Raw genomic sequence first — 26,165 nt, forward strand, 5'->3', positions numbered from 1 at the left:
TTATAAGAGATTCCCTTTTAACCTGTTCCAAGCTTTTATTAACAAGAATCCAGAAATGACGGAAACAATTGTCAATACTATAGCTTGTGTAGTTCTACCATAAATCCAATAGCCTGTAGCAAACATGATGGAATAAATTAAAACAATACCAAGTAACATTGCAGTTATACCGGCTGGCACACTCCATTTCTCTCCTGTGTTCACAAGTTCTTCATTCTCAATTTCGGCTTTCTTAACCACCTTTCGCCATCCCGGTCCTCCTGGCTGTGTTTTTCTGTAAAATGAACGTAGTGTCGCGTCGCTTTCAGGTGGTGTTAATACCGTAACCAACATCCAAATTGCCGTTGTTACTACTACTATAAAAGGATAGTTTGCCCATTCTGGAAACACCCCTGTATCAGCGGCAAAAAGAAAGTCGCCTAGGCTAGTTTTAGCCAAAGAAATAACCAGAATTCCAGAAGCGAACATTGCTGTAATTTCACTCCACGCATTTATTCTCCACCAAAACCAGCGAAGTATAAACACCAAACCGGTTCCAGCTCCAAACTGTATCAATAAATCGAATACCTCAAATGCATTTTGTAAGGTAAGCGCAAATAATGCACTCAATACCATAAGAACTACGGTAGAAATTCTACCTACGGCCACCATTTGTTTTTCGGTTGCATTAGGATTAATCTGCCTCTTATAAAAATCAAAAACAATATAAGATGAGCCCCAATTTAATTGCGTAGAGATGGTACTCATATATGCTGCTATCAAAGATGCCAAGACAACTCCTAACAGACCACTTGGCAATTTGGTAAGCATAGCTGAATAGGCTAAATCATGCCCTAATTTACTTTCCTCAACATTAGGAAATGCTGCTGCAATACTAGCAATATCAGGGTAAACAACCAACGACGCTAATGCCACCAAAATCCATGGCCAAGGACGCAAAGCATAATGCATAATATTGAAAAAGAAAGTTGCCCCTATGGCATGATTTTCGTTTTTTGCCGCTAACATACGTTGTGCTATATAACCCCCACCACCTGGTTCTGCACCTGGGTACCAAGAGCTCCACCATTGCACTGCAATTGGAATAATAAACAGCATGATAAGTACTTCCGTATTGTCAAAATCGGGTAGAATATTAAGTTTGCTTACTACATTTTCATTTGCCATTAAAGCTTCAATTCCACCAACCTCTGGAATATTCACCAAATAATAAGCCGCTCCGATAGCGCCAGACATTGCAACAAAAAACAACAAAAAATCTGTATAAACAACACCTTTAAATCCCCCAAGCGCACTAAAAATAACAGTTATTAATCCTGCACTCACTACAGTTTCCCATGGCTCAAGCCCCAACATAATTCCTCCTATCTTAATGGCCGCTAGCGTAACAGAGGCCATCGTGATAATGTTAAATAATGCCCCAAGGTATAAAGCTCTAAATTTTCGCAAAAAACTGGCAGGTTTGCCACCGTATCTCATTTCATAAAACTCAAGATCTGTATTTACGTTAGACTTACGCCATAATTTAGCATATACAAATACCGTTAGCATTCCGGTAATTAAAAAACACCACCATACCCAATTCCCTGAAACTCCTTTGGTACGAACAATATCTGTAACCAAATTAGGGGTGTCTGTTGAAAATGTTGTCGCGACCATTGAAAGTCCCAATAACCACCAAGGCATTGTTCGGCCTGAAAGAAAAAATTCCGTAGAATTTTTACCTGATTTTTTTGATACGTAAACGCCTATGCCTAATACAAGGGAAAAGAATACTATGATAAAAGCATAGTCTAAAGTACTGAGTTCCATAAATTGGTTTTAGGTTGATTGTTAAAGATATGTTATTTTCGGATATTTTTAAATCTAATACGCTAAACGTACTACGTGCTACTATCAATGACTTCTGAAATTACCCCAACTGCATGGATTCTAGCTTACGGGGCGGCATTTATTATCGGATTATCAAAAGCTGGCATAAAAGGTATTGCCGTTATGAATGTAACATTAATGGCCTTAGCTTTTGGCGCAAAAGAATCGACCGGCATGGTTGTACCCTTGCTTATTTTAGCTGATGTTTTTGCTGTAATCTATTACAATAGACATACACAATGGAAGTACGTTTTTAAAGTACTGCCTTGGATGATTCTAGGGGTACTCATTGGTGTCGTAATCGGAAAAGATCTACCAGAAAAATTCTTTAAAATAGGGATGTCAATCATTATCATAACAACTGTTTTTATGATGTATTGGTGGGATCGCAAAAAATCAAGAACAGTGCCTACTCATTGGGCATTTGCGAGTTCTATCGGTACTATTGCAGGTATTACAACAATGGTCGGTAATTTGGCAGGCGCTTTTTCCAATATCTATTTCTTGGCCATTCGATTACCAAAAAACCATTTTATAGGTACTGCAGCATGGTTGTTTCTTATTATAAACATTATTAAACTACCATTTCATTTTTTCGTTTGGGAGACGATTTCCTTTGAATCATTATCATTAAACCTAATGCTTCTTCCAGGAATTTTACTTGGCTTTTTTGTTGGGGTTAGATTTATCAAATTAATTAAAGAAGCTTTTTTTAGAAAAATGATTCTAGTATTAACCGCTGTTGGTGCAATTCTTATTATGTTGGGTTAATACCTAAATTGTCTTTCCTAAAGCCTTTCTGAATACCTTATTTGAATACCGTCTATTTAAATTAGATTCGGGTTAATCTTTTTGGTGAATAAAAAATACTTTTAACTCACTAATCTAGAAATCCATTATCAAATGAATATCATTGGAAATTTCATAAAAGGGGTCATTAACGTTACTGATAAAATTACGGGCGATGACAACCCTATAGAAGAGCAAAAAGAAGTGCTTAAAAAACTTTTGGAATATGCCAAGGATACATCTTTCGGCAAAGTGTATGAATTCGAAAGCATCTTAGAAAACGAGGATATTCAGACTCCCTTCAAGCTTAATGTTCCGTATTTTGACTACAATGAAATCAATGATAATTGGTGGTATAAATTACACGAAGACCAAACGGATGTAACTTGGCCTGGTAGTCCTGATTATTTTGCGTTAAGTTCAGGAACTACTGGTAAAACCAGTAAGCGAATACCTGTTACCGACGAGATGATAGATGCCATCAGACAGGCAGGCATCAAACAAGTATTGGCACTTTCTAATTTTGATTTGCCTGCCGATTTTTTTGAAACCGGAATATTAATGCTTGGTAGTTCTACTGATTTAATAGAAAATGACGACCATCTTGAAGGTGAAATTAGCGGCATTAGCGCTAGTAATATTCCCTCATGGTTTAGTGGTTATTACAAGCCTGGAAAAGAAATCGCTAAAATTGAAGATTGGGATGAAAGAGTAGCTAAAATAGCCGAAAAGGCTCCTAATTGGGATATTGGAGCACTTAGTGGTATTCCTTCTTGGATAGAATTAATGCTTAAAGAAGTCATTAAAAAACACAACCTCAACAACATTCACGATATATGGCCGAACCTTCAGGTGTATACTTCGGGCGGCGTAGCCTTCGGGCCATACGAAAAGAGCTTTAATGCGCTAATGGGTAAACCTGTTACCGTAATTGATACCTATTTAGCTTCTGAAGGCTTCATTGCATTTCAAAGTCGACCAGAAACTGACGCCATGAAATTGGTAACCGGTAACGGAATTTATTTTGAGTTTGTTCCTTTCAATCCTGATTATATTTTAGAAGATGGCTCTCTCTCTCAAGAAGCGCCATCACTTACACTTTCCGAAGTTGAAAAAGGTCAGAATTATGTGTTGATTATTAGTACCGTTAGTGGTGCTTGGCGATATTTAATTGGTGATACCGTTGAATTTACTGACGTAGAACGTGCAGAAATTAAAATAACAGGGCGCACTAAATTTTTCTTAAATACTGTTGGCTCGCAGTTATCGGTCAACAAATTGGATGATGCTTTACAAGATATCATGGAAACTTTCGATATGGAAATACCAGAATACACTCTTTGTGCGAAAAAATATGAAGACGGCTTCTATCACACTTGGTATTTAGGCACAACCTCAAAACAAGATTCTAAGGAGGTAGCAAAAAAGCTAGACGAATCGTTAAAAGCTGCCAACAAAAATTATAAGGTTGCTCGCACTAAAGCATTAAAAGGAGTGAAAGTTTTTATGGTTGATCCAGATGTATTTTATAGTTGGAATGACAGAAACAAAAAGAAAGGTGGACAGGTAAAAATGGAACGGGTTATGAAAGAGGAAAAATTTGCCGAGTGGGAAGATTTTGTTGAGAAAAAATCCTAATACACTCCCTTAATCTTTTGAAACGGTATCACGCTCCTCCACTAAAATCATAATTTCCTCTGGTGATAAGTAAAAGTTTTTGATGCGATCTACATATTTTTGTGTTAGACCTGCTTTCTCAAGTATAAACTCTTTGGTAGCCAAAATATAGGTTTCCATACCGTGATTTACTGCATACGAATCAGCTCTACGCTCAGCCCCACGAATATATTTTTTGGAGGTTAAATAGCTGATCCCAAAACCAATTAAGTTCAGACCACTTCTTTGTTCAAAATCCATCACATGGCCTAATTCATGACCTAACCAACCTATCATAATTTCAGTGGGCATATCTTTTGTATAATAAACTGTGTCTGCAATTTTTATTCTTTCACTTATCAAGATTTTATATGACCTATTCTTCTTTGATTTAAACACACTTGAAAACTTAGGTTGCGCCTGCATTGTAGATTTCTTAATGTGTTTTTTAAATTTAAACTCAATAGGCGTATTAGCAAGTTCAGGATAGTGCGATAAGGCAATTCTTGCCTCTGATTCTATTACATCGGGAATTATATGTTGTGCGAATGCAACCATATTAAAGTTTAAAATTATAAAAAATAAATAGTTCAAATCGATTCGAAATAAAGTTAGTATTAAAGCAACGGACTAAAGAATTTGGCTAGACCTTCTAAAAACTTACTGAATGGAGAACGTTTTCTAAAAGCTTCAAGTTCTAGCTTTACCTCATCGGTACAATGCCGCAAAAACAATTCTTCAATCTGTTTGGCTTTATCTTGGTCATAAAGAATAGCATTGGTTTCAAAGTTGTGTTCAAAACTTCGATAATCGAAATTTCCTGATCCAACAGATGCTATTTCACTATCAATCACTATTACTTTACTATGCGAAAAATCTGGTCGTAAATAAATGTTGGCCCCAACCTCTAAAAGACTATCAAAAGTCGAAAACATACTATACTGAGCAAGAAGAGAGTCCGATTTTTTAGGAGTAAGCAAGGTAACATTTACACCACTTAAGGCTGCAATTCGTATGGCTTCTAAAACAGGTTCGCCAGGTATAAAATATGGGTTTGCTATACATATACTCTTTGTAGCAATATTTATCATCGCTAAGTATTGCTGCATAATTGCAGGATATTTAGAATCTGGACCACTTGAAATTATTTGAGCGACCGTTTCTCCAGAAGGTTCTATTTTAGGAAAATACTTATCTTGAAGCAATAGCTTTTCTTTGCCTGCAAAATGATAATCTTTAACAAAAATACGTTGCAGACTATTTACAAGAGGGCCCTGAATGCGCAGGTGTAAATCTTGCCAAGTACCCAAATCAGAAATTGGCTTCATGTATTTATCGGAAACATTAAACCCTCCGGTAAAACCGATTTTTCCATCAACGATTATAATTTTTCTATGATTTCTGTAATTAAGGGTAAACAAAAGATTGCCAAAACGTATGGGCATAGTAGGAAACGCCTTCACCCCAATATCTTTAAAACGTTTTACCACTTTGCCACGCATAGAATTACTGCCTAGGGAATCATATAACATTCGAATCTCGACACCTTCTTTAACCTTTTTCTGAAACAGCTCATAAAAACGGTCTAATAACATGCCTTCTTCTAAAATATAATATTGAAGATGAATAAATTCTTTGGCCTCTTCAATTGCTTTAAAAATTGCACCAAAAGCTTCTTCACCACTATTCAATAACGTTATATCATTACCCTCATAAGGGGCGAAATAACTATTCTTTCTAATGAGTGATGCTAATTTATCTTCCTTATAATCGTTAAACTTATGTACACTTTGCTCACCTCCTTTTAACTCTTTATAGGTTTCAGAATACAACCTTCTCTTTTCCGTTTGTTTTAATTTGAATAGCTTAAACTTTCTTCTGTTAATGCCAAATAGATAATACAAAAGCGGTCCAATAAATGGTAGAATTATAACAGAAAATGACCAACTTATCATTTTTGTTGCCCTTGAACCATTGAAAATTATATTGACAATACTCCATAAGGTAACCGATAGATAAGCAAGCCAAAAGATAGTATTCATCGGGTTATTTTTTGTTTAATAACAAGATACCATAATTTGAATAAGCACTGCTTTTTTAAACCTTTCAAGATACTTTTCATTTGAAACGAGTTAAATACTACATGAAGAACTAACTACTTTTAAAAAAAAGTAATGGGAGTAATTGCTATGGATAAAAAACTGATAACACTGTATTATAGTTCGAAAAATTCATTGGGTAAACAACTCAATGCCTATGTCGAATCTTCAGATAAAAAGCATTTAACGATTGATATCTCTAAAACTAACGTTACCGGCACACAATGGGCTGAATTAGCTGATGGACTTGGTAAAAGTCTATCTGATTTAGTGAATACCGAGCACCCCGATTTTAAGACTGCCTATGGTGAAGATGATTTCAATTTAGATAATGATGGTTGGCTAAAAGTTTTAAATAAAAACCCTAGCTTACTAAAAAATGCTATTATAATTAAAGGCAAAGAGTTTATTGAATTGAAAAGTGCTTCAGATTTTAAACAATATATGGAACCTGATAGTACAGGTATAGAAAAACCTTACAAAAAGAATTAAATCTAAATCCTCTTGGCCATTGTATATCATGGTTAACGTGTGGCTTAAGTTTTTAATAATTCTTAAAGGTTAAGTTAACCCTCAATTGTCATGACCCGATTTCTCAAATGGTTTTTAGTACTCATCATATTCTTCATCGGAGCTTACATAGCTGCCGAATGGAAAATGAAAAAGGAAGTAGTAGATTTTCTAAATCGGAAGGTTCCAGACCATATTGATTTTTCTTATGACAGACTTAATATTAATCTTTTTAAAGGTGATTTAGAATTTGAAAAGGTAGAGGTTAAAAGTCTTGGTAGGCAAACATCATCATGTGAAATTATAATCAATGCCGATAATTTATCGATAAGCGGATTCAGTTATTGGAAAATATTCTTCGAGAAATCGATTTACTTAAAAAATCTTACCCTTTCTAAACCACGCATAAATTTCAAGACGTGTCCTAAAGAGTCTAAGCAAGAGAATGCAACAAAATCTAACCCAATTAATCTATTAAAAGAGATTTTTATTGAAGAGCTAATTTTGGATTCTGGTATAGTTGAAATTTTGGATTCTAATGAAGAAAAAGAACTTTTATCCGTTAAATCTATCGACTTAAATTTAAAAAATGTGGCGACCGATCCATGGGTAATTAATAAATATGTGCCTTTCACTTTTTCAGAATACGCCATGAGCATTCAACACGTTAAAGCTCCTGTCGGGAAATTTGAAGAATTGGAAATAGAAACTATGAAGTTAGATAACTCCTCTATACACATAACTGATATTTCATTATCTACGATACTTTCCAAATCAGAATTGAGTAAAACGATAAGATACCAAAGAGACCATCTAACATTAGATATTCCAGAAATTAGGATTGAAAATCATAATTACATTGTGTCAAACGACTCACTTCAAGTCAACTTTAAATCATTGCTATTAAATGCACCTGTTTTAGAAATGTACCGTGACAAATCAAGGTTAGAAGATTTAAACCGAAGACCTCTATATGCTGAATTGTTTAGGGAACTCCCTTTTAAAGTAGCCATTGATTCTGTATTAATTAAGGAAGGAATGGTACGTTATGAAGAAAATTTACCTAATGATAAAAGAGCTGGTATTCTAAGTTTTGAAAAGTTAAATGCCTCAATGAGCAACTTTTCCAATTTAACAACGAACAAAGAAAATCTTAAAATAACAGTGGATGCCGATTTAATGGGAGCGGGTAATTTTAATCTTGATTGGGAATTTAATGTTCAAGACACACGAAATTCATTCGTAATTTCTGGAGGGTTATCTAATTTCAATACCGCAAACTTGAATGATTTTTTAATTCCTAATCTTAGAACAAAAACCACAGGCACTATCGACCAACTCTATTTTACTATTTCTGGTGATGAATATGCCGCTACTGGTGATATTAAAATGAATTATGAAGACTTCAAATTCCAAGTATTGAATAAGGAAAGAAACGGTGTTAAAAAAGTACTCTCCTTCATTGGTAACTTATTTATCAATGATGGTTCAAAGGCTGATTCTGATGGTTATAGGCATGGTCATATCTCAACAGAGCGAATTAAAAATAAGTCGTTCTTCAATTATTTATGGATAAATCTACAAGACGGTCTCTTAGATGTATTAACAGGGAATGGAATGAAAGAGTAATTAAATAAAAAAAGCCAGATAGTTAAACTATCTGGCCTTTCTCTTCATAACAATTTTATATACTAGTTATGGTCAGTGGCATCTTCAACAGCATCTTCAACTTCTTCAGCTCCTTCTTCAATACCATCACCAACATCATCAATACCTTCTTCTATTTTCTCGCCTGTAGATTTTTCTTCTCTACAACTCGATGCAAAACTTATTGTCATAAATGCGAATACAAATATAAATAGTGACTTTCTCATACTATAGATTTTTAAATAATTAGGTTAACCTTTTAATTTATCAGAACAGAGATTAACTATTTAATATAACTCTGTTCCTCTAAACAAAAATGCCATAATTTTTAGATTCTCCTTGGTTGTAAAAAATTAAATATTAACTCATCTACAATAACGATTTAAATTAGCTGATATTCAATTATTTATATGCTATATAGAACCCTCTATATAAATAAAAAAGACCCAACTACTTTTATTATTTACCTTATATTGTACCTATCTATTTTAACTAAACAATGAGTGCGAAAAAGGAACTTAATGAGTTAAATGTTATTGATGTAGTCAAAGATATTGCCAACAGGCTAAAGGTTGATTACCAAGAAGAGAACAATGAAATTTGTATGGATATGCCTGAAGAAGTAGGTACAGGCCATATTAAAGCAATTACTTTTTCTCATGGTGTAGGTGTCATGGATGTTGACATACGTCTAAAGAAAGAAGTGAGATTTGTTCTCAACCAGTCTTTAGTAAAGCCTCTTGAGATAATTTTTAATAGAGAGACAACTTTATTACACGAGTTTGAAGGTCAAGAAAAACAAACGGAAATAAAGCATTTAGAGAGCGCCATATTTTCATGTAATAGTAAATATGCCAATGTGCTAACCTTAAAAGCGAATGAGCCCATATGTTTTTTTAATCTTGAAATAAACAGAAAACTCTTTGAAGAAAAAATAGAATCATTTCTTCCTGAAATGAATGAAGACCTAGAAGGCCTTTTTAGAGACGTTAACGGTATCAACCTCTTTTTTCATAAAGATCATTATAGCCTAGACATTGCTAAATGCATCGAAGAAATAAATGAATCTGAAGACTCAGGGTTTACCAAAAGTGTATTCAGTGAAGGTAAATGTTATGAAGTACTCGCGCATCATTTGCGCCAATATGTAGATGATTCTTCACCTGATGAAAAGCGAACAATTTTAAGACAATCTACTGTAGTAAAAATAGAAGAAGCTGCAAATATGATAGATGATACTTTAGAACAAGCTACCAGTATCCTTAATTTATCAAAAAAAGTAGGCCTAAATCAAAACACTTTACAGAATGGTTTTCAAAGTCTATTTGGCCTGTCGGTTAAAGAGTATACTCAAAACAAAAGAATGGAATTGGCTCGCCATTTAATGGAAACAACCACCTTGAACATCACAGAAATTACCTATAGAATCGGAATTAATTCTAGAAGTTATTTTTCTAAATTATTTAAAGAGCGATATGCTATGACCCCTAAACAATATGTTCAAAAATTAGCATCCAATAATGAGGGCAAAACTGAAACCATATAATTTAGTTTCTAAAAACTACCCGTTTAAAATCACAATTTTTTAACATTTTCGATAATCTTAAAAGTACCCATTTGTGTTAATTAACATTTCATAACTGTTAATGCAATTATTTGATTTCCTGTTTTTTTGCATTTACGTTTTAAGCGTAGAGGACAATTAGACAATGAAAGAGTTATTAATAAAGGGTTCTAATCCAAAATCGATATTTTCCCAAATACAGTCATGTATTGATGCTGATATGAGAGAAGATTGGGGTGAAACCGTATTGACTTTTAATAATGCAATTGGAAAAGGCACCCTACGGACAATAAGTTTCAATTGGGGAATTTCTCTTATTGATTTTGACATACTACTTAATGACGACACTACACTCATTTTTGATAATGATGAATTATCACCAATAGAGTTCATTTTTATAACACAAGGTTATTTCAATTATAGCGAAAATAACAGCGGTTCTTATACTACTCTAGAGCAATTTCAAAATACCATAATATCACCTAAACGTAGTTCTAAAAAAACCTTCCTATTTCCAAAAAGTGTGCATTTAAAGGTCAATTTTATTAGAATAAACCGCAAGGAGTATTTAAAAAAGAAAAACAACAACGTCTGTTATTTAAATGACTTATTAGTGAAATTGTTCAACGATAAAATTGGCGATACAGCGTACCAGCATGGTGGCAATTTTAGCCTAAGAATTGCAGATGAAATTAAACTTTTAAACAGCATTCAAGATAGCGGTATGTTACGATCGCTTTCTATAGAAGGTAGACTCTGTCTCATATTATCGCTGCAGTTATTGGAACATAAAAATTTTGAAGAAAAAATGAATTTACCCGAAGCAATTTCTAAAAATGATATCGCTAAAATTCATAAGCTAACAACTTATATTTTAAACCACATCTCTGAAGATATCTCTATAACCATCTTAAGCACAGAATCTGGTTTAAGCCCAAAAAAACTTCAACTAGGATTTAAAATATTATTTTCAAAAACAGTAAATGAATACATACGGCAATTGAAATTAGAGATTTCAAGAGACTATCTTAAAAACACTGATTTATCGGTTTCTGAAATTGTTTATTCCATTGGCATAAAGAGCAGAAGCTATTTTTCTAAAATTTTCTATGAAGCCTATGATATTCTTCCCACTGATTATAGAAAACATTTAAGGAATAAGAAATCCTCATTAATCTAATCTTCAGGGCACTCATTTGTCATCAACATAGTGTCGTAAGAAATATCTTGATTGAAAAGACTTTTTGCAATGGGTTTTATCTGTAATTCTGTGGTGTGAGATGATTTCAATATTGCCTTAACTTGGTAAGATTCTGTACTATCAGATAGCCAGGCGGCCTTATCTTGATGGTTGATAATAATGGGCATGAAATCAACTAAGTTCTGATAATCCACCATTTCATTTTCAAGTGGCCCTGTTAGTATAGCGCAAGTGATAAATCCATCTTCCAACACGGTATAAATACCCGCTAGATAAAACATCTTCTCATTTTTCGGACTTATGAAATAAGGATATATCTCCCCATTTTTTAAAACGGAGGTAAAGAACCCAGTTACAGGTATTATGCAACGACCATTACTGAGAGTATCACGATACCATAACTCAGAATCTAAAGAGGCAGAATTAATATTAAGTGTATTGGTTAATTTTTGAAACAATTCCCAATCATCAATGTAACTATTCGGCAGTAAACCCCATATGGCTAGAGAAATAACCTCTGAATCTACCATTGTAATAATGGGTATTGAAACTTCATCTAATCCACTTATAACAACTTGAGGAGTATAAAAGTTGGGGTACTTGAACAAAGCATTTACATCTAGCTCTATCTCCTTCATCTCTGCTGTATTTGAAATTTTAAAATACATATCAATCTTTAGCTTTTATGAAGCAAGTTCGCTAAATATCATGATAGCTATTATTGCAGAACAACAAAAAGCTAACCCATTAAAAATAAGTAGATTATTATATAATTTGCATGCATGTTTTATAACCCTCCAATCTATTCATTCTGTGTTTTGAATTACCTTATATCCCTATTAAAAAAGAGCTTATTCTACCCATTAATGAATTCTTTAGGCATAAAAAAAGAGGCCTAAAAGACCTCTTTATGTAAAACTAAAAAAGATTTTATCTTAAATCTTCTAACATTCTAATGTTGGCAAGACCATTTTCAATAGCTTCTTTTTGACCTCTTAATATACTTGCAGTTGTTGTCGGCAAAGAAGTATCTTCTAAAACCTCTTTATACTCTTCCACTGCAGCTTTTTCACCTCTAATTGCTTCTGCTAACATTGCTTCTGCACTATCTAATGAGAATAACGCCTTTACATCCATCCAAGCTCTATGTGCCTTGCCGGTAATGCTATCACCTTTGTCTATATTCTGACCTAAATAAGATATTTCTGCTTTTAACTCATGTCCAAAATCATATCGCTGTTTCGCCTTGTTTTCGAAAAAAGATTTTAGTTGCTTATGGTCTGTGTTTTCTGCTGCTTTTTTGAAACCTTTTTCAGCATCATATGTTTTTTCTAAAAGGTCATTTAATTTTTCTCCTATTACTTCTGTATATGTATTCATTTTATATTCTATTACATTCCGTGATTCATTATTTAAAGATGTTAATCACATTTACATCTTATAAAATTTATTCCTATTCTTAAATTCTTCTAATTTTCTCTTTAACTCGCCAATATCTTTAACTTCAGATTTCTTTGAATAGATTAACACCTGCTTCACATCTATTTCACAGAATGCATCCTCCTCATTAATACTAGAATTGTCGACCGAAGTATTCGCTATATAATCCCTAATTAATAAACCGATAAAACTGGAAGCAATTAGTATTGAAATTCCCGTGAATAATTCTATCATAACTACTATTTTAATAACATCGAGTCAAAAATAACATCGAGTCATTAAATTTTTTGCCTTAATACATTTTACCATTAACTCCTTTGATTTGGGTTAATCTTGATGATTTTTGGATTAAAAAAAAGAAGTGACAGCTACAATATTTCTAATTTGATTATAGAAATTGTACCCAACAATTAGTTCTCAAGTTTGTGACCTTATTTACAAGAAAAATTCCATCACTGGTTCTCCAAAATCTAGTAGTGATGGAATTCACAGACATAAAATCCATATGATATGATACGAAAAGGCACATTAGTAAAATGGTCATGGGGCAATGGCTCAGCTGAAGGTAAAGTTGAAGAAACGTATACCTCTAAAATCGCCAAAACCATTAAAGGAAATGAGGTGACTCGAAACGGAGAGAAAGGCAATAAAGCTTTATATATTAAACAAGATGATGGCGATTATGTTCTTAAAAGTGAAAATGAAGTAGAGCGAGTAGATTAAATGATTTTATTTAATCTTAAATCTGTAAAAGAATTAATAACTGAATTCCACCACTTTTTAGGTTTTTTATAAAGCCTATTTGAAATGGATTGCATTACAATTTTATTGGAACGGCGATAATTGAAAATGATATAATTGATATCTTTCACTTCAACTTTTTACGATAGCTTATGAAAGGATCACCAATGTTAATATGTATACCCGACATAAGTGGTTTTACAGAATTTATGAGTGAAACCGACTTCGAGTTAAGCTCAAAAATAATTCCGGCGCTATTGAACCAGATAATTTACACCAATGAAATCGGACTTAAAGTTTCTGAAATTGAAGGGGATGCGGTTCTTTTCTTTAAAACTGGAAAGATGCCAAGCTTAGAAGCATTAATTAATCAATGTAGAATATTCTACACCGAATTTTATAAAGAATTACAAGCACTCCGCGTAAAACATAAAAATGACAAAGATTCTGAAACCATACCTGAAATATTAGGACTAAAAATAATCTTGCATTATGGTAAAGAAATTGCTTTGACCAAAGTTGGAAATAGCATCAAACTATTTGGTGAAGACTTGATCGTTGCCCACAAGCTTTTGAAGAATAAGATAAGAATGAGTGAATACTTGCTTTTAACTGAAGGCTTGACCGATTACTACAAAGAAAATAATTTAGATGATCAGTTCGATTGGGGTTCATTAAAACAGAATTCTATAGAATACGATCATGTTGGGGCAATAAACTACTCTTATATTAATTTAAAGCCACTAGTTAAATAACCTCATTTTACGTAACGTTAAATAGTGTTAATGGATCGACAAAAATCGCTTCTGAGTCAATAAAACTTACCTGAGACAATTACCTTTATAGTAGAATTTAAAACATATTATAATGAGCTATTTAGATATAAAATCGAAAGATATAGAACCAATCGTAAAGGAATTAAATACGTTGTTGGCAGATTACAATTTATATTATCAAAACTTAAGAGGTTACCACTGGAATGTTTCAGGGAAAAACTTTTTCGACTTACACATTAAGTTTGAAGAGCTATATACCGATGCCAGAATTAAAATTGATGAAATTGCAGAACGTATTTTAACGTTAAGACATAACCCAACAAGTGAGTTTTCAAAGTATTTTGAAATGTCATCTATTAAGGAAACTTCTTCGCTTATTTTAGATACTGAAATGGTAAAGCATATTCTTGACCAACATGAGATTTTGCTTAAACAGATGAGCAAAGTGGTAAAAAAAGCTGAAGCTGCTGGAGATGAAGGTACAATCGATATGATCGGTGGTTACATTGGAAGTATCGAAAAAGTTAGTTGGATGCTTGATGCCTGGACTAAAGAATAATTATTTAATAAACCTAATTAAAAAAACCTCTTAGTTAAGAGGTTTTTTTTGTTTTTTCCTGATAGCTAAAAAAGTCCCTTGACATTAATCAATACTACTTGACTATTTTTCGCAATAAATAAAGCATACCGAATTTCTTTGCTGCGGAAAATGCTGTAGACACCCAATTATATGGGCTCAAATCTTCTTGAACATCTTGTTTCAATCCTTTAAGCTCCTCTAAAGCAATTTCACGCTCTAACTTTAAGCGTTTTAAATTATACTCTATTTCATCAAAATTCTTGTACATAAATATTTAGCTAAAAAATTTAACCGATAGTTTTTTCACAAGCATATTATCAATCTTTCTTCTAAAAATATACGCTATAATCAATAACACAATAAACAAGGCTCCGGCAATTAAACATGCAGCAACCATGCTTTCAAGTATATTTCCTAAATAAATAATACCAGCAACAGTTAAGAATATAAGTGCCAAAAAACCAAGACCACCTATAACTGCCATTTTCAGCAGCATACCGGTGGTCATTGTCAATTGTTGAAACACTTTTAGTCTATAATACTCTTGAGTTTTCTTATAGTATACCTCGCCTACGTCAATAGCCTTATTAGAGGTTTCGTTAAGTGAATCAATAATTCCCATCTATACTGTTTTCTGTAATTTCTTATTTTTTGACTTCAATTCAGCCAATTTCTTCTCTAATGTTGAAATTACATCTTCGGTCTTATAACTTAAATCAGAAACTAAAGACTCTACTCTGGTGTCTAATGTTTCTCTTTCGTCCGTAACCCTTGACGCAACTCTGTTTTTTAAATCAATTGCGCTTTCTGTAAAATTATCTCTCGTTGCCGCTGCTTGATCCGCAATTAATTTTCTTGTATTCTCACCTTTATCCGGTGCATAAAGAATTCCTAATGCTGCTCCTATAGCAGAACCTGCAATAATAGCTAGTAATGTATTTCCGCTGTTGTTCATATTTATAAATTTATGATTAAACTTTTTCTTAAATAACGTAGAATCAACTTCTACCATCACAAAGGTGATCTATTTTTCTATCATAGCTTAACTCTATACCATGAAATATTAACGGTAATAAAGGCCTAAAAGGGTTAAGAATAAAATGAAACGAATTAATGGAACACAAGCATATCTCATAAATTTGCTTCATGAAAGATTATCAATCAAAAAATCCATATAACGGCGATATATTAGAAACGTATTCTAAAGATACCGAAAGTGATATTAACGCTAAATTAGATAAAGCATTGGCTGTTGAAACTTCTTGGGCTAACATACCCATAGCGGAAAGATGCGAACTACTGACTAAAGTTGCAGATTTACTCTTAGACCGAAAAGAGGAATATGCCGAGCTAATTACGAAAGAAATGGGTAAACCTATTTCACAAAGTATCGCAGAAATAAAAAAATGCGCATGGGCCTGTGATTTCTATGCGCTAAATGCAGAAGATTTATTAGCTGATGAACTGATTGCCACTGATGCAGATGAAAGCTTTATAAGCAATGACCCTTTAGGATGTATTTTAGCAATTATGCCTTGGAACTATCCTTTTTGGCAGGTAATACGATTTGCAGCACCAACATTGACCGCAGGTAATACCGCCCTTCTAAAACATGCCCAAAATGTTACAGGTTGCTCAATTGCCCTAGAGAAATTATTTCTTGATGCCGGTTATCCAGAAGGTTGTTTTCAAAGTATTAAGGCTGAACATGAAGAAATTGAAAAGTTGATTGCACATAATGGTATTAAAGCCATAACACTAACAGGTAGTGAAAAAGCAGGAAAATCAATTGCAAGAACTGCAGGTGAAAATCTTAAGAAAACTGTTTTGGAACTAGGCGGTAATAATGCATGTATCGTTTGGGAAGATGCAGATTTAAAAAAGCATATGGATACGATGGTGAATGCACGAATGCAAAATACCGGTCAAAGCTGTATCGCAGCAAAACGTTTCATCGTCTGTGAAGGTATTTATGATTCATTCTTAGAGCAATTTACTGAAAAAGTAAAAGCCTTAATAATTGGCGACCCAATGCAAAAAGACACCTTTATAGGGGTAATGGCCAGAGAAGATTTGGCAAAAACTTTACAAGAACAAATAGATGCTTCTATCAAAAAAGGTGCGATAGTTACCTTAGGAAACAAGCGTGATGGAACATTCTTTTCACCAACCATATTAACTAATGTTACGGTAGATATGCCCGTATTTGAAGAAGAAACATTTGGACCTGTAGCTGCAATAATAAAGGCAAAAGACCGAAAAGAGGCTATCGAAATGGCTGCTAACTCTAGACTAGGACTCGGTAGTATGTTGTTTACTGAAGATATCGATGGGGCAATGAACGTTATTTCAGATATTCCAGATGGAGGCTTCTTTGTAAATGATATGGTAAAATCTGACCCTAGATTGCCATTCGGCGGCACAAAAGCTTCAGGATATGGAAGGGAATTATCTCGAGAAGGCATCTTAGAATTTGTCAATAAAAAGACAGTGTACATTAAAAAATAGAACATATGAAAGAAGGAACAGAAGAAACAAAATTTATAAAAGAGGAAGAAGAAAAAACAAAGCAGTTTATTCTTCAAAAAAACACGAAAACTAAATTAGGAGTAACCATAATTATGGTATTTCTAATTATTCTAGTTATTGGTATTATCATTTCAAAAATATTTTTTAATAATTAGAACTCCCTTAACAAAAGCGTTTTAACTAAAATAATCAATAATCAACCAGTCTTTTCAATCTAAATTGACAAATGTGAATTTTATAAAATGTGCAGGTATTCTAACCATATTATTAACCATATCTTCTTGCGCCACATTTAAGGAGCAAGGTACTATTGCAACAAAAAACGATAGTGGAGGCAAAAAAATCACATACTCATTTTATATCGCTGGCGGATTAGGCAATGCCTCGTCCATAGCCAACATTTCACTTTTAGAACGATTTAAGGATGAGCTAAATGAGGCACCCGTAAATAGCACATTGGTCTTTACGGGAGATAACATTACACCAACTACCGAAAATTGGGAAACGGACAGCCTTTTGATTGAAAAGCAATTGAATCTTACTGCTCATTTTAAAGGAGAAACGGTTTTCTTACCAGGCAATAATGAATGGAAAAGCTATGAACTTGATAAGATTGAAAGGGTTGAAAATTACTTGAAAGATGTTGGTAGAGAAACTACCAAAGTAGCACCTAATAATGGTTGCCCTATCGACTACAGAGTTATAAATGATGATTTAGATTTAATATTAATCGACTCTAAATGGTTTGTTTCTAATTGGTCAAGAACCGAAGGCATCAATAGCAAGTGCACCGATATTATTACCCGAAGAAGATTTATGGAAGAGCTAGAAGGCTATATCGGTGATGGCCAAGGAAAAAATATTGTTATCGCCATGCATCATCCTGTTTTTACCAATGGTATCTATGCCGGCAAAACAACCATTAAAGACCATTTAAATCCATTTCCGGTATATGGCACTATTAAAAATACAGTTATGGATCTAGGTGCCTTTAACCCTGAACACGTAAACTCTAGAAGATATAATTATTTAAGAATAGCGGTCAGTGCACTAGCGCAAGCCAATGATAGAATTACCTTAATCTCTGGTCATGATGAGAGTCTTCAGTTACTAGAAGGTGGTGGTATTCATCAAGTTATTAGTGGCTCTCTAGGTTCTAAAAGTGCTACAAAACTGGGTCCTGGAAAAATTACTGCCATTGGTGGCACAATAGATTTTAAGGGGAAATATGCTTTTGGAGATCGAGGATTCGCTCGTTTAGATTATTATGAAGACGGTAGCTCTAATGTGACATTCATATCAGAATATAATTTATCTTCAAGTATGACATTACCGGTTTTACCTAAACTAGAAGCTAAAAAGCAGTTCAATAATTTCACCATTAACAACACTAAAATTGAAAAAGCGAAAATTTTGGATAATCCGAAAGATTATAATAAAAGCGGATTATATAAATTTTTATGGGGAGAACGCTACCGTAGGTATTATGGTGAATATGTAGAAGCGCCTGTCGTTAATTTAGACACTTTGTATGGTGGCCTAAAAGTTTTGAAAGAAGGTGGCGGCCACCAGTCATTTTCTTTGCGTTTAGAAGATGTAAATGGTAAACAATACGCAATGCGCTCTTTGCGTAAAAGCGCTCTGAAATTTCTAAAATTCAAATTACCTGGTATTTCTTACAACACTGCAGATTATCAAGATACTTGGGCAGAAAAAGCGATTTCAGACTTTTTCACTACTGCACATCCTTATATGCAATTAGTAATCGATCCATTAGCTGCATCTGCTGAAATAAATCATTCTGATACTGAACTATTCTATGTGCCAAAACAAGAGGGCCTAAAAGAATATAATGAAGATTTTGGTAATGAACTGTATTACATAGAACGAAGACCATCCGAAGAACAAGCAAATTATAAGGGGTACAGAAGAAGCATGGATACAAATTCTGGTAAAGTGACAGATTATGAAAGTACAACCGATATGCTTGAAAAAATCAAAAGTGATGAATCTTATTCGGTCGATGAAAGAGGTTTAATACGTGCTCGAATTTTTGATATGCTTATAGGCGATTGGGATCGACACCAAGACCAATGGAGATGGGTCGAATATGAAAGTCCCGATGGTGAAAAAGAATTTATGCCAATACCTAGAGACCGTGACAACGCTTTCCCTAGATTCGATGGCAAAATAATACCCTTTATTCAATGGTTTGTGCCGAACTCCAGAAACTGGGAGACCTTTGATGAAGATATAGACAACGTAAAATGGCTTAACCTTTCTGGCAATAGCCTTGACAGAACATTGTTAACTTCTTTCGGCCCAAACGTTTGGGTTGAAGAAGCGAATGTTATTCAGAATGGGATGACGCCCGAAGTAATTGAAAAAGCCTTTAAGCGACTACCAGTAGCAGTACAAGATGAGACTTCAGAATTCATTAAAGAAAGCTTAATACAAAGGCTTAACACGTTACCAAAAGTTGCTAAAGAATATGCAGAATATTTGAATAAAATCGTTGCGATTCGCGGAACTGAAAAAGATGATATTTTCACCATCACCAAAGGCAGCAATGGAGATACTAAGGTTACCGTAAAACGAATTCTATCTGATAAAAAAAATGAATTGATGTATTCTAGAACATTCAACGATTCTTTGACCAAAGAACTATGGATTTATGGTCTTGGCGATGATGACGTTTTTATTGTGGATGGAAACGAGAACTCACATACAAAACTGAAAATCATCGGTGGCTACGGGAAAGACACCTACGATATTGAAAATAAAAAGAAGGTTAGAATTTATGATTGGGAACATGAAAAAATCAAATTTGAGCGGGTAAAACCAATTAGCGTTTTAACCAATAATTATAAAACAAATACTTACCATTTTAGATACTTTTCCCCAAATACGAATATTTTGGTGCCAACATTAGGTTTTAGAACAGATGACGGCATGTTTTTAGGTGCCTCGAATACCTATACCAAAAATGGGATTAATGGTAATCCGTTCCTTCAAAAGCACAGTTTAAGCGCCAACTACTATTTCAACTTTGAAGCCGCTGAAATTGCGTATTCTGGTAAATATGGTAGTATATACCCAGGTTGGAATTTCGAGCTAGATGCCTATTATACGAATGACCGTTATGTCAGTAATTTTTTTGGATATGGAAATGAAACCATAAACAATGAAGATGCTGTTGGAAGAGATTATTATAGGGCAAGAATTCAACGGTTTAATGCTAGTGCTGGCTTAGCATTTTATAGCCTTCGTATAAAAACTATTTTTGAATCATTTAAAGTGGCAGATAACCCAGGAAGACTATTTAATCCGTCAAATTTAGATGAAGCTCTATTTGATAACCAAAATTATGGAGGCTTAGAATTAACTGGTGAATATGACCGTGACGATGCAGGTGATTTCCCTTCCAAGGCAATTTACTTCGGTTTTTCTGCTGGTTATAAAACAAACCTTAGCTTTAATTCGAACAAATTCGGTTATGCTTCTCTAAAAGTTGGTCTTGACCATAAATTGGAATCCTCAGGTACGTTGGTTTATAGCACAATGGCAGAATATAAAGGGCTATTCGATTATAACGATGTTTATTTTTACCACACTCCTGCATTAGGTGGTCGTAATGGTTTACGTGGTTTTAGAGATGAGCGATTTACCGGTAAATCATATTTTTATCAATCGTCAGATTTAAAATTAAAGCTTAAGCGCTATGTAACGGCAGTTTCACCAGTTACCATTGGTATGTATGGTGGTTTTGATTACGGTAGGGTGTGGATGCCCAATGAAAATTCTAATGTGTGGCATACCTCGCAAGGTGGTGGCTTTTGGATTAGTAGTTTAAAAGCATTAACTTTTAATATCGGATATTTCAATTCTAAAGAAAGTAACCTGATTCAAGTTGGTTTCGGACTCTCCATTTAAAAATGGTATTTTAAATTTGTTATTTCTAACGCTATTTTCAAACAAAGAACATGTCAACATTAGTTTCTAAAGCAGAAGATTTCGCCACCAGTAAATTGACTTCCAATGGTGGTGTAAAATATCTGTATCATAATCTTAGGCACACACAACGAGTGGTTGAAAGTATATTAGAATTAATTGAAGGTGAAAAAGTAGAAGATAAAAGTGCTGAACAGCTTTTAGTCGCTGCTTGGTTTCATGACCTTGGGTATATGGTATCTTATAATGACCACGAAGAGCACAGTTGTGAATTTGCTAAAGAATTTTTGACCAAGAATGATTGTTCTTCAACACTCATTAAGAGTGTCTGTTCACTTATTATGGCTACGGTATCCGATTATGAGCCAAAAAATAATCTTGAGAAAATTATGCGTGATGCAGACTCTTCTCATTTTTCGGTTAAAAGTTTTATGGCAATTTCAGAATTACTACGCGAAGAACTTGCCTCTATTGGTAGGCAAAAATATTCAATTGCAGACTGGACAGAAGAAAACATACGCTTACTAAGAACAAAGCATCGTTTTTATACCCAATACGCACTAGATAATTGGCAAGAAGGGAAAGACAAGAATATTAAGAGACTCATTAAGGCGAAAAAAAAGAACAAGGACTTAATTAAAAAAGAAAGTTTAAAGGCACAATTTAAAGGAGAACTGCCAGATAGGGGCATTCAAACGTTGTATAGGGTAACCTTACAAAATCATTTGAAACTAAGTGATATTGCTGATACAAAAGCAAACATTCTTTTATCGGTCAATGCGATTATTATTTCAATGGCCTTGGCCAACCTTATACCAAAGCTGGATAATCCGTCGAACGATTATCTTATATATCCAACATTTATTTTTATTGTTTTTAGCGTGGTCTCTATGGTCATGTCAATTTTGGCAACCAAACCTAATGTAACCTCTGGTCAGTTTACTGAAGAAGAAGTAACATCAAAAAAGGTGAACCTTTTATTCTTTGGTAACTTTCATAAAATGAAGTTGGCAGAATATGAATGGGCAATGGCTGAACTTATTAAGGATAAGGACTATATCTATAGCTCACTTACCAAAGACCTTTATTTTCTGGGAATTGTTTTAGAAAGAAAGTATCGATTACTACGGTGGACGTATACCATTTTCATGACCGGCATGGTGCTATCCGTTATTGTGTTTGCAATTGCATTAAAATTCTATGGCCCTGAACGCGTATTAGAATTACCTGTTATGCAACCATAATAGGCAACTACGTATTCATTTTTATTGCCATACTTCTACTGCTTCATTTGCCAATAATTGTTCTAAATTGGACCCTTTATGTTTAGCACCTTTATCAGAAATATAGAACATATCAGAATAAATAAAACCAAACTCCTTCGCTTGTAAGGCCGAAGCGATAACATATTTTTTGCAATTTGGCCCAATAACTTGCTCCTAAACACATCATACAGGGTGCACAACTAGTAAAAGAACAAAATCTTTAAGTGTGGTAGATTTTAGTTTACTACATGCTGCTTGAATTACCAAAAGTTCAGCGTGCCGTGTACAATCGAATAGGGTTTTTTACCTTGTTGAAACCTTCAGCTATTATTTCGCCATCTTTCACCATTATTGCACCCAATACACCTCTATCATTTTCTTTTCCCAATTTGTACAAATAAATGGCTCTGCGCATATAATGTATGTGACTTGTGTTGATTTACAAAAAGTATAAAACTTTAATTATCGCTCAAGTGCTAAAAAGACAAAGCATAGCAAAATACCAATAGCGGCGATTACGATCGTAAACTTTATTGCTTTTTCTAAAGATGTTACTTTCTTTGAAGTATCTAGGTTTACTCTAGTCATAAGGTGGTTTTTTAATGGTTGCCATTACTACAAAAATAGAATCAACCATTTATACTTTTTGACTTGATAAAGTAAATTATTGCCTGTACTAAATATGCGCTAACTTATTGAAATACTGTAAGATAAATCCTGTTTTTTGAAGTGACCCACTATAGATTACCGATGTTCTTATTAAAAAATAAACAACGAAATGGTAAAAAATATTGCTAGTAGTATTTAGGCAATCGGTTTCTTGAAATATAAAAAAGATACTTCAATTAACTCTTAGAATAATTGAATCACCGCAGTGGAAATAGAACACCGTTAAAAAGGCATACGCTCTCCACATAAATTTAAGGTAGGTGTTTTTGGCTGTATCCGAGAATGTGTTGAAGCTAGAGGAAAAGATTTTGGTTTTATTGCGGTTGATGACGGATGGAAGGAAGCTATAGAAACACCTGAAATACGTGAACGTTATACACATTTCGTGAATTCACAAGAGACCGATAGTAAACTCGAATTTGTAGAGCTAAAGAAATAAAAAATACCAAAAAAATAGGCTTAAGTAATGATAATTAGCATTTTAATATATTAAAAAACAAAAAATTATACCTTTACCTGTTTTAAACACATATGAAAGTGTAACTAAAAGTGATGTAAAAGTCTAGTTTAAAGCCGCACCGATATCTAAATTTCCAAAAAATGGCGGCGCTTGCATTAAATACATGGATAAACAAATAGCCATCTTTAATTTTACACGAGAAAAGGCGTGGTATACGTGTCAAAATCTTTGTCCGAATAAGATGGAAATGGTACTTTCAAGAGGTATGATAGGAGAAGAAAATATGGAAGCAAAAGTTGCCTGCCCATTGCATAAAAATACATTCTCTTTAAAAACAGGTAAAAACTTAAATGGAGCCTTAGATGCAATTGCCACGTATCCTGTAAAAATAGAGGATGCCTTTGTGTATGTTGGCTTTTCTGAATAGCTTTGAGCCAACACAAATTTTATGGCGACTACAGATAAATTAGCAGTAGCATTTCATCATTTTGATGCAGCCAATACCCAAGATCCCAATACCGAAATTTTTGAGGGTACAACATACCCTAAAGAAGTGCTGTATGGAATTCGAATGACAGAGCGTTTAAATAAGTTTGCCCCAAATGCATCAGAAGAATTGATGCTTACTGCTCGCTGTCAGCACATTTGTAGATGGGAAATTTCTAGGGAATCATATGACATGAATCGTGAAGGATACTTGAAATGGCGCCAAGATTTGAAAAAATTTCATGCCAGAAAAGCTTCGTCAATTTTACAAGAAGTCGGATACAATCAAGAAACCATAGACAAGGTCTGTTTTCTCTTGGAGAAGAAACAGCTTAAAAAGAATGAAGAAACACAAACCTTAGAAGATATTATTTGCCTAGTCTTTTTGGAGTATTATTTTGAGCCTTTTGCCCAGAAACATCCTGAAGATAAAACCATTGATATTCTAAAAAAAACGTGGCGAAAAATGTCAGTAAAAGGTCAAGAGGTAGCACTTAAGCTACCCTTATCAAAATTTGCCTCAGAATTAATTTTTAAAGCTTTAAGTCAATAAAGTTATCCAAGATTTAATGTTGATTAAATAAATAATATTGCACATGGAACGGAATGAGCTTTACCCAGTTTTTTTAAAAGTATCTAACCTTCATATTTTAATTGTTGGAGGCGGCAATGTTGCCCTTGAGAAATTAACTTTCTTGTTGAAATCTAGTCCGAATGCGCAGGTTGAAATGGTTTCACCAATGTTTAGGGAAGAGACTATTGCATTGGCCAATAAATTCAATATTAAAATGAATGTGGCATCTTATGATGCATCTTATTTAAAAGGTAAACATATGGCTATCGCTACTACAGATAATGTGCCGGTAAACGAGCAAGTATATCACGATTGTAGAGCGCAACAAATACTGGTAAACGTCGCTGATAATCCTCCATTCTGTGATTTCTATATGGGTGGTATAGTGACGAAAGGCAATGTAAAAGTGGCGATTTCTACCAACGGTAAATCGCCCACAACCGCAAAGCGATTACGTCAATTTTTTGAAGATGTTATTCCTGAAAACATCGATGACCTTGTAAAGAACCTCAACGAATATCGAAAGACCATAAAAGGTGATTTTGAAGAAAAAGTAGAAACACTTAATGAGTTTACCAAAGGGTTAGTGAACAAGAAAAATGATCGATAGCTAGCCTTTTTTAGTTCTACCGAGTATTCGCTTAAGAATTTCTTTAGATAGGGAGTTTAAATTTATATTATGAAAATTCTAATAGTAGAAGACGAAAAAGCCCTGCTACAATCTATCGCCAATTATTTGGAAAAAGATGGAAATGTATGCGAGACCGCATCTACCTATGAAGATGCTCTTTATAAAATTGACCTTTACGAGTATGATTTGTTAGTGCTCGACATTAATTTGATTACCGGCAGTGGTCTGGATATTCTAAAGCTTTTAAAGAAAAATAAAAAAGAAACGGCCACCATCATAATTTCTGCGAACAACTCGTTAGACGATAAGTTAAAAGGACTCGATTTAGGGGCAGATGATTATCTGACCAAGCCATTTCATTTGGCTGAATTGAATTCTCGAATTAAAGCAGTTCTTAGAAGAGGAAAATTTGGGGGCACTGAACAGTTAGAGTTTAATGAAATTTCAATCGATACTAGGTCAAGAACCGCTTATATTAAAGATGACGCAATGGCCCTTACACGTAAAGAATACGACTTACTTTTGTTTTTCATTACCAACAAAGGAAGGGTTCTTTCTAAAGAAATAATTGCAGAGCATCTATGGGGCGACCATAGTGATATGGTCGATAATTACGACTTCATCTATGTACACATCAACAACCTACGTAAAAAACTGACCGATGCTGGTGCAAAATATATTAAAACTGCCTATGGTAGTGGGTATAAATTTATGGAAGACTAAGG

General features: G+C 33.9%; 28 protein-coding genes and 2 pseudogenes. 18 read left to right on the forward strand and 12 right to left on the reverse strand.

Going from position 1 to position 26,165, the window contains the following annotated elements; genetic code table 11:
- Window positions 1-1,812 carry a sodium:solute symporter family protein gene (locus BMY56_RS06645; protein ID WP_091621607.1) on the reverse strand — a complete coding sequence of 604 codons (1,812 nt, stop codon included), beginning with the start codon at window positions 1,810-1,812 and terminating at the stop codon, window positions 1-3.
- Between the two features lie 87 nt (window positions 1,813-1,899).
- Between BMY56_RS06645 and BMY56_RS06650 the strand changes: the two genes are divergently transcribed.
- Both BMY56_RS06650 and BMY56_RS06655 read left to right on the forward strand, forming a co-directional pair.
- A complete protein-coding gene (locus BMY56_RS06650) occupies window positions 1,900-2,643 on the forward strand; it encodes a sulfite exporter TauE/SafE family protein (RefSeq protein WP_091621610.1) in 744 nt (247 codons plus the stop codon).
- A 132-nt stretch (window positions 2,644-2,775) separates the two neighbouring features.
- Window positions 2,776-4,299, forward strand: a complete 1,524-nt coding sequence (locus BMY56_RS06655) for a GH3 family acyl-acid amido synthetase (protein ID WP_091621613.1) — start codon at window positions 2,776-2,778, stop codon at window positions 4,297-4,299.
- 9 nt (window positions 4,300-4,308) lie between these two features.
- Here BMY56_RS06655 and BMY56_RS06660 read toward each other — a convergent pair whose 3' ends face one another.
- Both BMY56_RS06660 and cls read right to left on the reverse strand, forming a co-directional pair.
- Window positions 4,309-4,875: a hypothetical protein gene (locus tag BMY56_RS06660; RefSeq protein WP_091621615.1), complete on the reverse strand. Its 567-nt coding sequence runs from the start codon at window positions 4,873-4,875 to the stop codon at window positions 4,309-4,311.
- Window positions 4,876-4,934: 59 nt separating this feature from the next.
- Window positions 4,935-6,359, reverse strand: a complete 1,425-nt coding sequence (gene cls / locus BMY56_RS06665) for a cardiolipin synthase (RefSeq protein ID WP_091621618.1) — start codon at window positions 6,357-6,359, stop codon at window positions 4,935-4,937.
- Between the two features lie 132 nt (window positions 6,360-6,491).
- On the opposite strand from cls, the gene BMY56_RS06670 reads away from it, so the two are divergent.
- Together BMY56_RS06670 and BMY56_RS06675 are read left to right on the forward strand one after the other, a co-directional pair.
- Window positions 6,492-6,908: an arsenate reductase family protein gene (locus BMY56_RS06670; RefSeq protein ID WP_091621619.1), complete on the forward strand. Its 417-nt coding sequence runs from the start codon at window positions 6,492-6,494 to the stop codon at window positions 6,906-6,908.
- 90 nt (window positions 6,909-6,998) lie between these two features.
- Window positions 6,999-8,555: an AsmA family protein gene (locus tag BMY56_RS06675; RefSeq protein ID WP_091621621.1), complete on the forward strand. Its 1,557-nt coding sequence runs from the start codon at window positions 6,999-7,001 to the stop codon at window positions 8,553-8,555.
- Window positions 8,556-8,617: 62 nt separating this feature from the next.
- On the opposite strand, the gene BMY56_RS06680 is transcribed toward BMY56_RS06675, so the two are convergent.
- Entirely contained in the window at window positions 8,618-8,800 is a 183-nt protein-coding gene (locus tag BMY56_RS06680) for a hypothetical protein (protein ID WP_091621623.1), read from the reverse strand.
- A 272-nt stretch (window positions 8,801-9,072) separates the two neighbouring features.
- Here BMY56_RS06680 and BMY56_RS06685 point away from each other — a divergent pair, with 272 nt between their 5' ends.
- Window positions 9,073-10,119, forward strand: coding sequence for a helix-turn-helix domain-containing protein (locus tag BMY56_RS06685; RefSeq protein ID WP_091621626.1), 1,047 nt, complete (start codon window positions 9,073-9,075; stop codon window positions 10,117-10,119).
- Between the two features lie 163 nt (window positions 10,120-10,282).
- On the forward strand, window positions 10,283-11,317 hold the full coding sequence (locus tag BMY56_RS06690) for a helix-turn-helix domain-containing protein (RefSeq protein WP_091621629.1): 1,035 nt from the start codon (window positions 10,283-10,285) through the stop codon (window positions 11,315-11,317).
- Here BMY56_RS06690 and BMY56_RS06695 read toward each other — a convergent pair.
- The 3 genes from BMY56_RS06695 to BMY56_RS06705 form a co-directional block, all read right to left on the reverse strand.
- Window positions 11,314-12,006, reverse strand: coding sequence for an SOS response-associated peptidase family protein (locus tag BMY56_RS06695; RefSeq protein WP_091621632.1), 693 nt, complete (start codon window positions 12,004-12,006; stop codon window positions 11,314-11,316). The genes BMY56_RS06690 and BMY56_RS06695 overlap by 4 nt on opposite strands.
- 262 nt (window positions 12,007-12,268) lie before the next feature.
- Entirely contained in the window at window positions 12,269-12,718 is a 450-nt protein-coding gene (locus BMY56_RS06700; protein ID WP_091621634.1) for a ferritin-like domain-containing protein, read from the reverse strand.
- A gap of 51 nt (window positions 12,719-12,769) precedes the next feature.
- A complete protein-coding gene (locus BMY56_RS06705) occupies window positions 12,770-13,012 on the reverse strand; it encodes a hypothetical protein (RefSeq protein WP_091621637.1) in 243 nt (80 codons plus the stop codon).
- 276 nt (window positions 13,013-13,288) lie between these two features.
- Here BMY56_RS06705 and BMY56_RS06710 point away from each other — a divergent pair, with 276 nt between their 5' ends.
- From BMY56_RS06710 to BMY56_RS06720, 3 genes are all read left to right on the forward strand, one after another.
- Entirely contained in the window at window positions 13,289-13,501 is a 213-nt protein-coding gene (locus tag BMY56_RS06710; RefSeq protein WP_091621638.1) for a hypervirulence associated TUDOR domain-containing protein, read from the forward strand.
- 170 nt (window positions 13,502-13,671) lie between these two features.
- Window positions 13,672-14,274 (forward strand): DUF2652 domain-containing protein, encoded by a 603-nt coding sequence (locus tag BMY56_RS06715; RefSeq protein ID WP_091621641.1) that lies wholly within the window; start codon window positions 13,672-13,674, stop codon window positions 14,272-14,274.
- A 112-nt stretch (window positions 14,275-14,386) separates the two neighbouring features.
- Window positions 14,387-14,854: a Dps family protein gene (locus BMY56_RS06720; protein ID WP_091621643.1), complete on the forward strand. Its 468-nt coding sequence runs from the start codon at window positions 14,387-14,389 to the stop codon at window positions 14,852-14,854.
- 94 nt (window positions 14,855-14,948) lie between these two features.
- Here BMY56_RS06720 and BMY56_RS06725 read toward each other — a convergent pair whose 3' ends face one another.
- From BMY56_RS06725 to BMY56_RS06735, 3 genes are read right to left on the reverse strand one after another with little or no spacing between them, the layout of a single operon-like run.
- The gene (locus BMY56_RS06725; protein WP_091621646.1) at window positions 14,949-15,143 is read right to left on the reverse strand and encodes a hypothetical protein; all 195 of its coding nucleotides are present in this window, start codon (window positions 15,141-15,143) and stop codon (window positions 14,949-14,951) included.
- 6 nt (window positions 15,144-15,149) lie between these two features.
- Entirely contained in the window at window positions 15,150-15,497 is a 348-nt protein-coding gene (locus tag BMY56_RS06730) for a phage holin family protein (RefSeq protein ID WP_091621649.1), read from the reverse strand.
- Window positions 15,498-15,830 (reverse strand): YtxH domain-containing protein, encoded by a 333-nt coding sequence (locus tag BMY56_RS06735; protein WP_091621891.1) that lies wholly within the window; start codon window positions 15,828-15,830, stop codon window positions 15,498-15,500. It abuts the gene before it with no gap.
- A gap of 191 nt (window positions 15,831-16,021) precedes the next feature.
- Between BMY56_RS06735 and BMY56_RS06740 the strand changes: the two genes are divergently transcribed.
- The 4 genes from BMY56_RS06740 (at window position 16,022) to BMY56_RS06750 (ending at window position 22,599) form a co-directional block, all read left to right on the forward strand.
- Window positions 16,022-17,383, forward strand: a complete 1,362-nt coding sequence (locus BMY56_RS06740; protein WP_091621652.1) for an NAD-dependent succinate-semialdehyde dehydrogenase — start codon at window positions 16,022-16,024, stop codon at window positions 17,381-17,383.
- Between the two features lie 5 nt (window positions 17,384-17,388).
- Window positions 17,389-17,559: a hypothetical protein gene (locus tag BMY56_RS18600; protein ID WP_177170930.1), complete on the forward strand. Its 171-nt coding sequence runs from the start codon at window positions 17,389-17,391 to the stop codon at window positions 17,557-17,559.
- Window positions 17,560-17,632: 73 nt separating this feature from the next.
- Window positions 17,633-21,337 (forward strand): ShlB/FhaC/HecB family hemolysin secretion/activation protein, encoded by a 3,705-nt coding sequence (locus BMY56_RS06745; RefSeq protein ID WP_245737159.1) that lies wholly within the window; start codon window positions 17,633-17,635, stop codon window positions 21,335-21,337.
- Window positions 21,338-21,387: 50 nt separating this feature from the next.
- The gene (locus BMY56_RS06750; RefSeq protein WP_091621657.1) at window positions 21,388-22,599 is read left to right on the forward strand and encodes a Pycsar system effector family protein; all 1,212 of its coding nucleotides are present in this window, start codon (window positions 21,388-21,390) and stop codon (window positions 22,597-22,599) included.
- A 292-nt stretch (window positions 22,600-22,891) separates the two neighbouring features.
- On the opposite strand, the gene BMY56_RS18825 is transcribed toward BMY56_RS06750, so the two are convergent.
- Together BMY56_RS18825 and BMY56_RS18980 are read right to left on the reverse strand one after the other, a co-directional pair.
- Entirely contained in the window at window positions 22,892-23,035 is a 144-nt protein-coding gene (locus BMY56_RS18825) for a tRNA-specific adenosine deaminase (RefSeq protein WP_245737160.1), read from the reverse strand.
- Between the two features lie 47 nt (window positions 23,036-23,082).
- Window positions 23,083-23,208 carry a hypothetical protein gene (locus tag BMY56_RS18980; protein ID WP_262493776.1) on the reverse strand — a complete coding sequence of 42 codons (126 nt, stop codon included), beginning with the start codon at window positions 23,206-23,208 and terminating at the stop codon, window positions 23,083-23,085.
- A gap of 283 nt (window positions 23,209-23,491) precedes the next feature.
- On the opposite strand from BMY56_RS18980, the pseudogene BMY56_RS06760 reads away from it, so the two are divergent.
- The 5 genes and pseudogenes from BMY56_RS06760 to BMY56_RS06780 all read left to right on the forward strand — a co-directional run.
- Window positions 23,492-23,728, forward strand: a pseudogene (locus BMY56_RS06760) (hypothetical protein); the annotation flags it as partial.
- A 67-nt stretch (window positions 23,729-23,795) separates the two neighbouring features.
- Window positions 23,796-24,176, forward strand: a pseudogene (gene nirD / locus BMY56_RS06765) (nitrite reductase small subunit NirD).
- A gap of 21 nt (window positions 24,177-24,197) precedes the next feature.
- A complete protein-coding gene (locus BMY56_RS06770) occupies window positions 24,198-24,788 on the forward strand; it encodes a DUF4202 domain-containing protein (RefSeq protein WP_091621666.1) in 591 nt (196 codons plus the stop codon).
- 43 nt (window positions 24,789-24,831) lie between these two features.
- Window positions 24,832-25,419 carry a precorrin-2 dehydrogenase/sirohydrochlorin ferrochelatase family protein gene (locus BMY56_RS06775; protein ID WP_091621669.1) on the forward strand — a complete coding sequence of 196 codons (588 nt, stop codon included), beginning with the start codon at window positions 24,832-24,834 and terminating at the stop codon, window positions 25,417-25,419.
- 69 nt (window positions 25,420-25,488) lie between these two features.
- Window positions 25,489-26,163 (forward strand): response regulator transcription factor, encoded by a 675-nt coding sequence (locus BMY56_RS06780; protein WP_091621671.1) that lies wholly within the window; start codon window positions 25,489-25,491, stop codon window positions 26,161-26,163.
- The last annotated feature ends 2 nt before the right edge of the window (window positions 26,164-26,165 follow it).

The organism is Maribacter orientalis, from assembly GCF_900109345.1.
GTDB lineage: Bacteria > Bacteroidota > Bacteroidia > Flavobacteriales > Flavobacteriaceae > Maribacter > Maribacter orientalis.

What these genes read in the sequence shown, in the direction of transcription:
- BMY56_RS06645 (WP_091621607.1), bottom strand. Translation starts at nt 1,812, where the DNA reads ATGGAACTCAGTACTTTAGACTATGCTTTTATCATAGTATTCTTTTCC.
- BMY56_RS06650 (WP_091621610.1), top strand. Translation starts at nt 1,900, where the DNA reads ATGACTTCTGAAATTACCCCAACTGCATGGATTCTAGCTTACGGGGCG.
- BMY56_RS06655 (WP_091621613.1), top strand. Translation starts at nt 2,776, where the DNA reads ATGAATATCATTGGAAATTTCATAAAAGGGGTCATTAACGTTACTGAT.
- BMY56_RS06660 (WP_091621615.1), bottom strand. Translation starts at nt 4,875, where the DNA reads ATGGTTGCATTCGCACAACATATAATTCCCGATGTAATAGAATCAGAG.
- cls (WP_091621618.1), bottom strand. Translation starts at nt 6,359, where the DNA reads ATGAATACTATCTTTTGGCTTGCTTATCTATCGGTTACCTTATGGAGT.
- BMY56_RS06670 (WP_091621619.1), top strand. Translation starts at nt 6,492, where the DNA reads ATGGGAGTAATTGCTATGGATAAAAAACTGATAACACTGTATTATAGT.
- BMY56_RS06675 (WP_091621621.1), top strand. Translation starts at nt 6,999, where the DNA reads ATGACCCGATTTCTCAAATGGTTTTTAGTACTCATCATATTCTTCATC.
- BMY56_RS06680 (WP_091621623.1), bottom strand. Translation starts at nt 8,800, where the DNA reads ATGAGAAAGTCACTATTTATATTTGTATTCGCATTTATGACAATAAGT.
- BMY56_RS06685 (WP_091621626.1), top strand. Translation starts at nt 9,073, where the DNA reads ATGAGTGCGAAAAAGGAACTTAATGAGTTAAATGTTATTGATGTAGTC.
- BMY56_RS06690 (WP_091621629.1), top strand. Translation starts at nt 10,283, where the DNA reads ATGAAAGAGTTATTAATAAAGGGTTCTAATCCAAAATCGATATTTTCC.
- BMY56_RS06695 (WP_091621632.1), bottom strand. Translation starts at nt 12,006, where the DNA reads ATGTATTTTAAAATTTCAAATACAGCAGAGATGAAGGAGATAGAGCTA.
- BMY56_RS06700 (WP_091621634.1), bottom strand. Translation starts at nt 12,718, where the DNA reads ATGAATACATATACAGAAGTAATAGGAGAAAAATTAAATGACCTTTTA.
- BMY56_RS06705 (WP_091621637.1), bottom strand. Translation starts at nt 13,012, where the DNA reads ATGATAGAATTATTCACGGGAATTTCAATACTAATTGCTTCCAGTTTT.
- BMY56_RS06710 (WP_091621638.1), top strand. Translation starts at nt 13,289, where the DNA reads ATGATACGAAAAGGCACATTAGTAAAATGGTCATGGGGCAATGGCTCA.
- BMY56_RS06715 (WP_091621641.1), top strand. Translation starts at nt 13,672, where the DNA reads ATGAAAGGATCACCAATGTTAATATGTATACCCGACATAAGTGGTTTT.
- BMY56_RS06720 (WP_091621643.1), top strand. Translation starts at nt 14,387, where the DNA reads ATGAGCTATTTAGATATAAAATCGAAAGATATAGAACCAATCGTAAAG.
- BMY56_RS06725 (WP_091621646.1), bottom strand. Translation starts at nt 15,143, where the DNA reads ATGTACAAGAATTTTGATGAAATAGAGTATAATTTAAAACGCTTAAAG.
- BMY56_RS06730 (WP_091621649.1), bottom strand. Translation starts at nt 15,497, where the DNA reads ATGGGAATTATTGATTCACTTAACGAAACCTCTAATAAGGCTATTGAC.
- BMY56_RS06735 (WP_091621891.1), bottom strand. Translation starts at nt 15,830, where the DNA reads ATGAACAACAGCGGAAATACATTACTAGCTATTATTGCAGGTTCTGCT.
- BMY56_RS06740 (WP_091621652.1), top strand. Translation starts at nt 16,022, where the DNA reads ATGAAAGATTATCAATCAAAAAATCCATATAACGGCGATATATTAGAA.
- BMY56_RS18600 (WP_177170930.1), top strand. Translation starts at nt 17,389, where the DNA reads ATGAAAGAAGGAACAGAAGAAACAAAATTTATAAAAGAGGAAGAAGAA.
- BMY56_RS06750 (WP_091621657.1), top strand. Translation starts at nt 21,388, where the DNA reads ATGTCAACATTAGTTTCTAAAGCAGAAGATTTCGCCACCAGTAAATTG.
- BMY56_RS18825 (WP_245737160.1), bottom strand. Translation starts at nt 23,035, where the DNA reads ATGCGCAGAGCCATTTATTTGTACAAATTGGGAAAAGAAAATGATAGA.
- BMY56_RS18980 (WP_262493776.1), bottom strand. Translation starts at nt 23,208, where the DNA reads ATGACTAGAGTAAACCTAGATACTTCAAAGAAAGTAACATCTTTAGAA.
- BMY56_RS06770 (WP_091621666.1), top strand. Translation starts at nt 24,198, where the DNA reads ATGGCGACTACAGATAAATTAGCAGTAGCATTTCATCATTTTGATGCA.
- BMY56_RS06775 (WP_091621669.1), top strand. Translation starts at nt 24,832, where the DNA reads ATGGAACGGAATGAGCTTTACCCAGTTTTTTTAAAAGTATCTAACCTT.
- BMY56_RS06780 (WP_091621671.1), top strand. Translation starts at nt 25,489, where the DNA reads ATGAAAATTCTAATAGTAGAAGACGAAAAAGCCCTGCTACAATCTATC.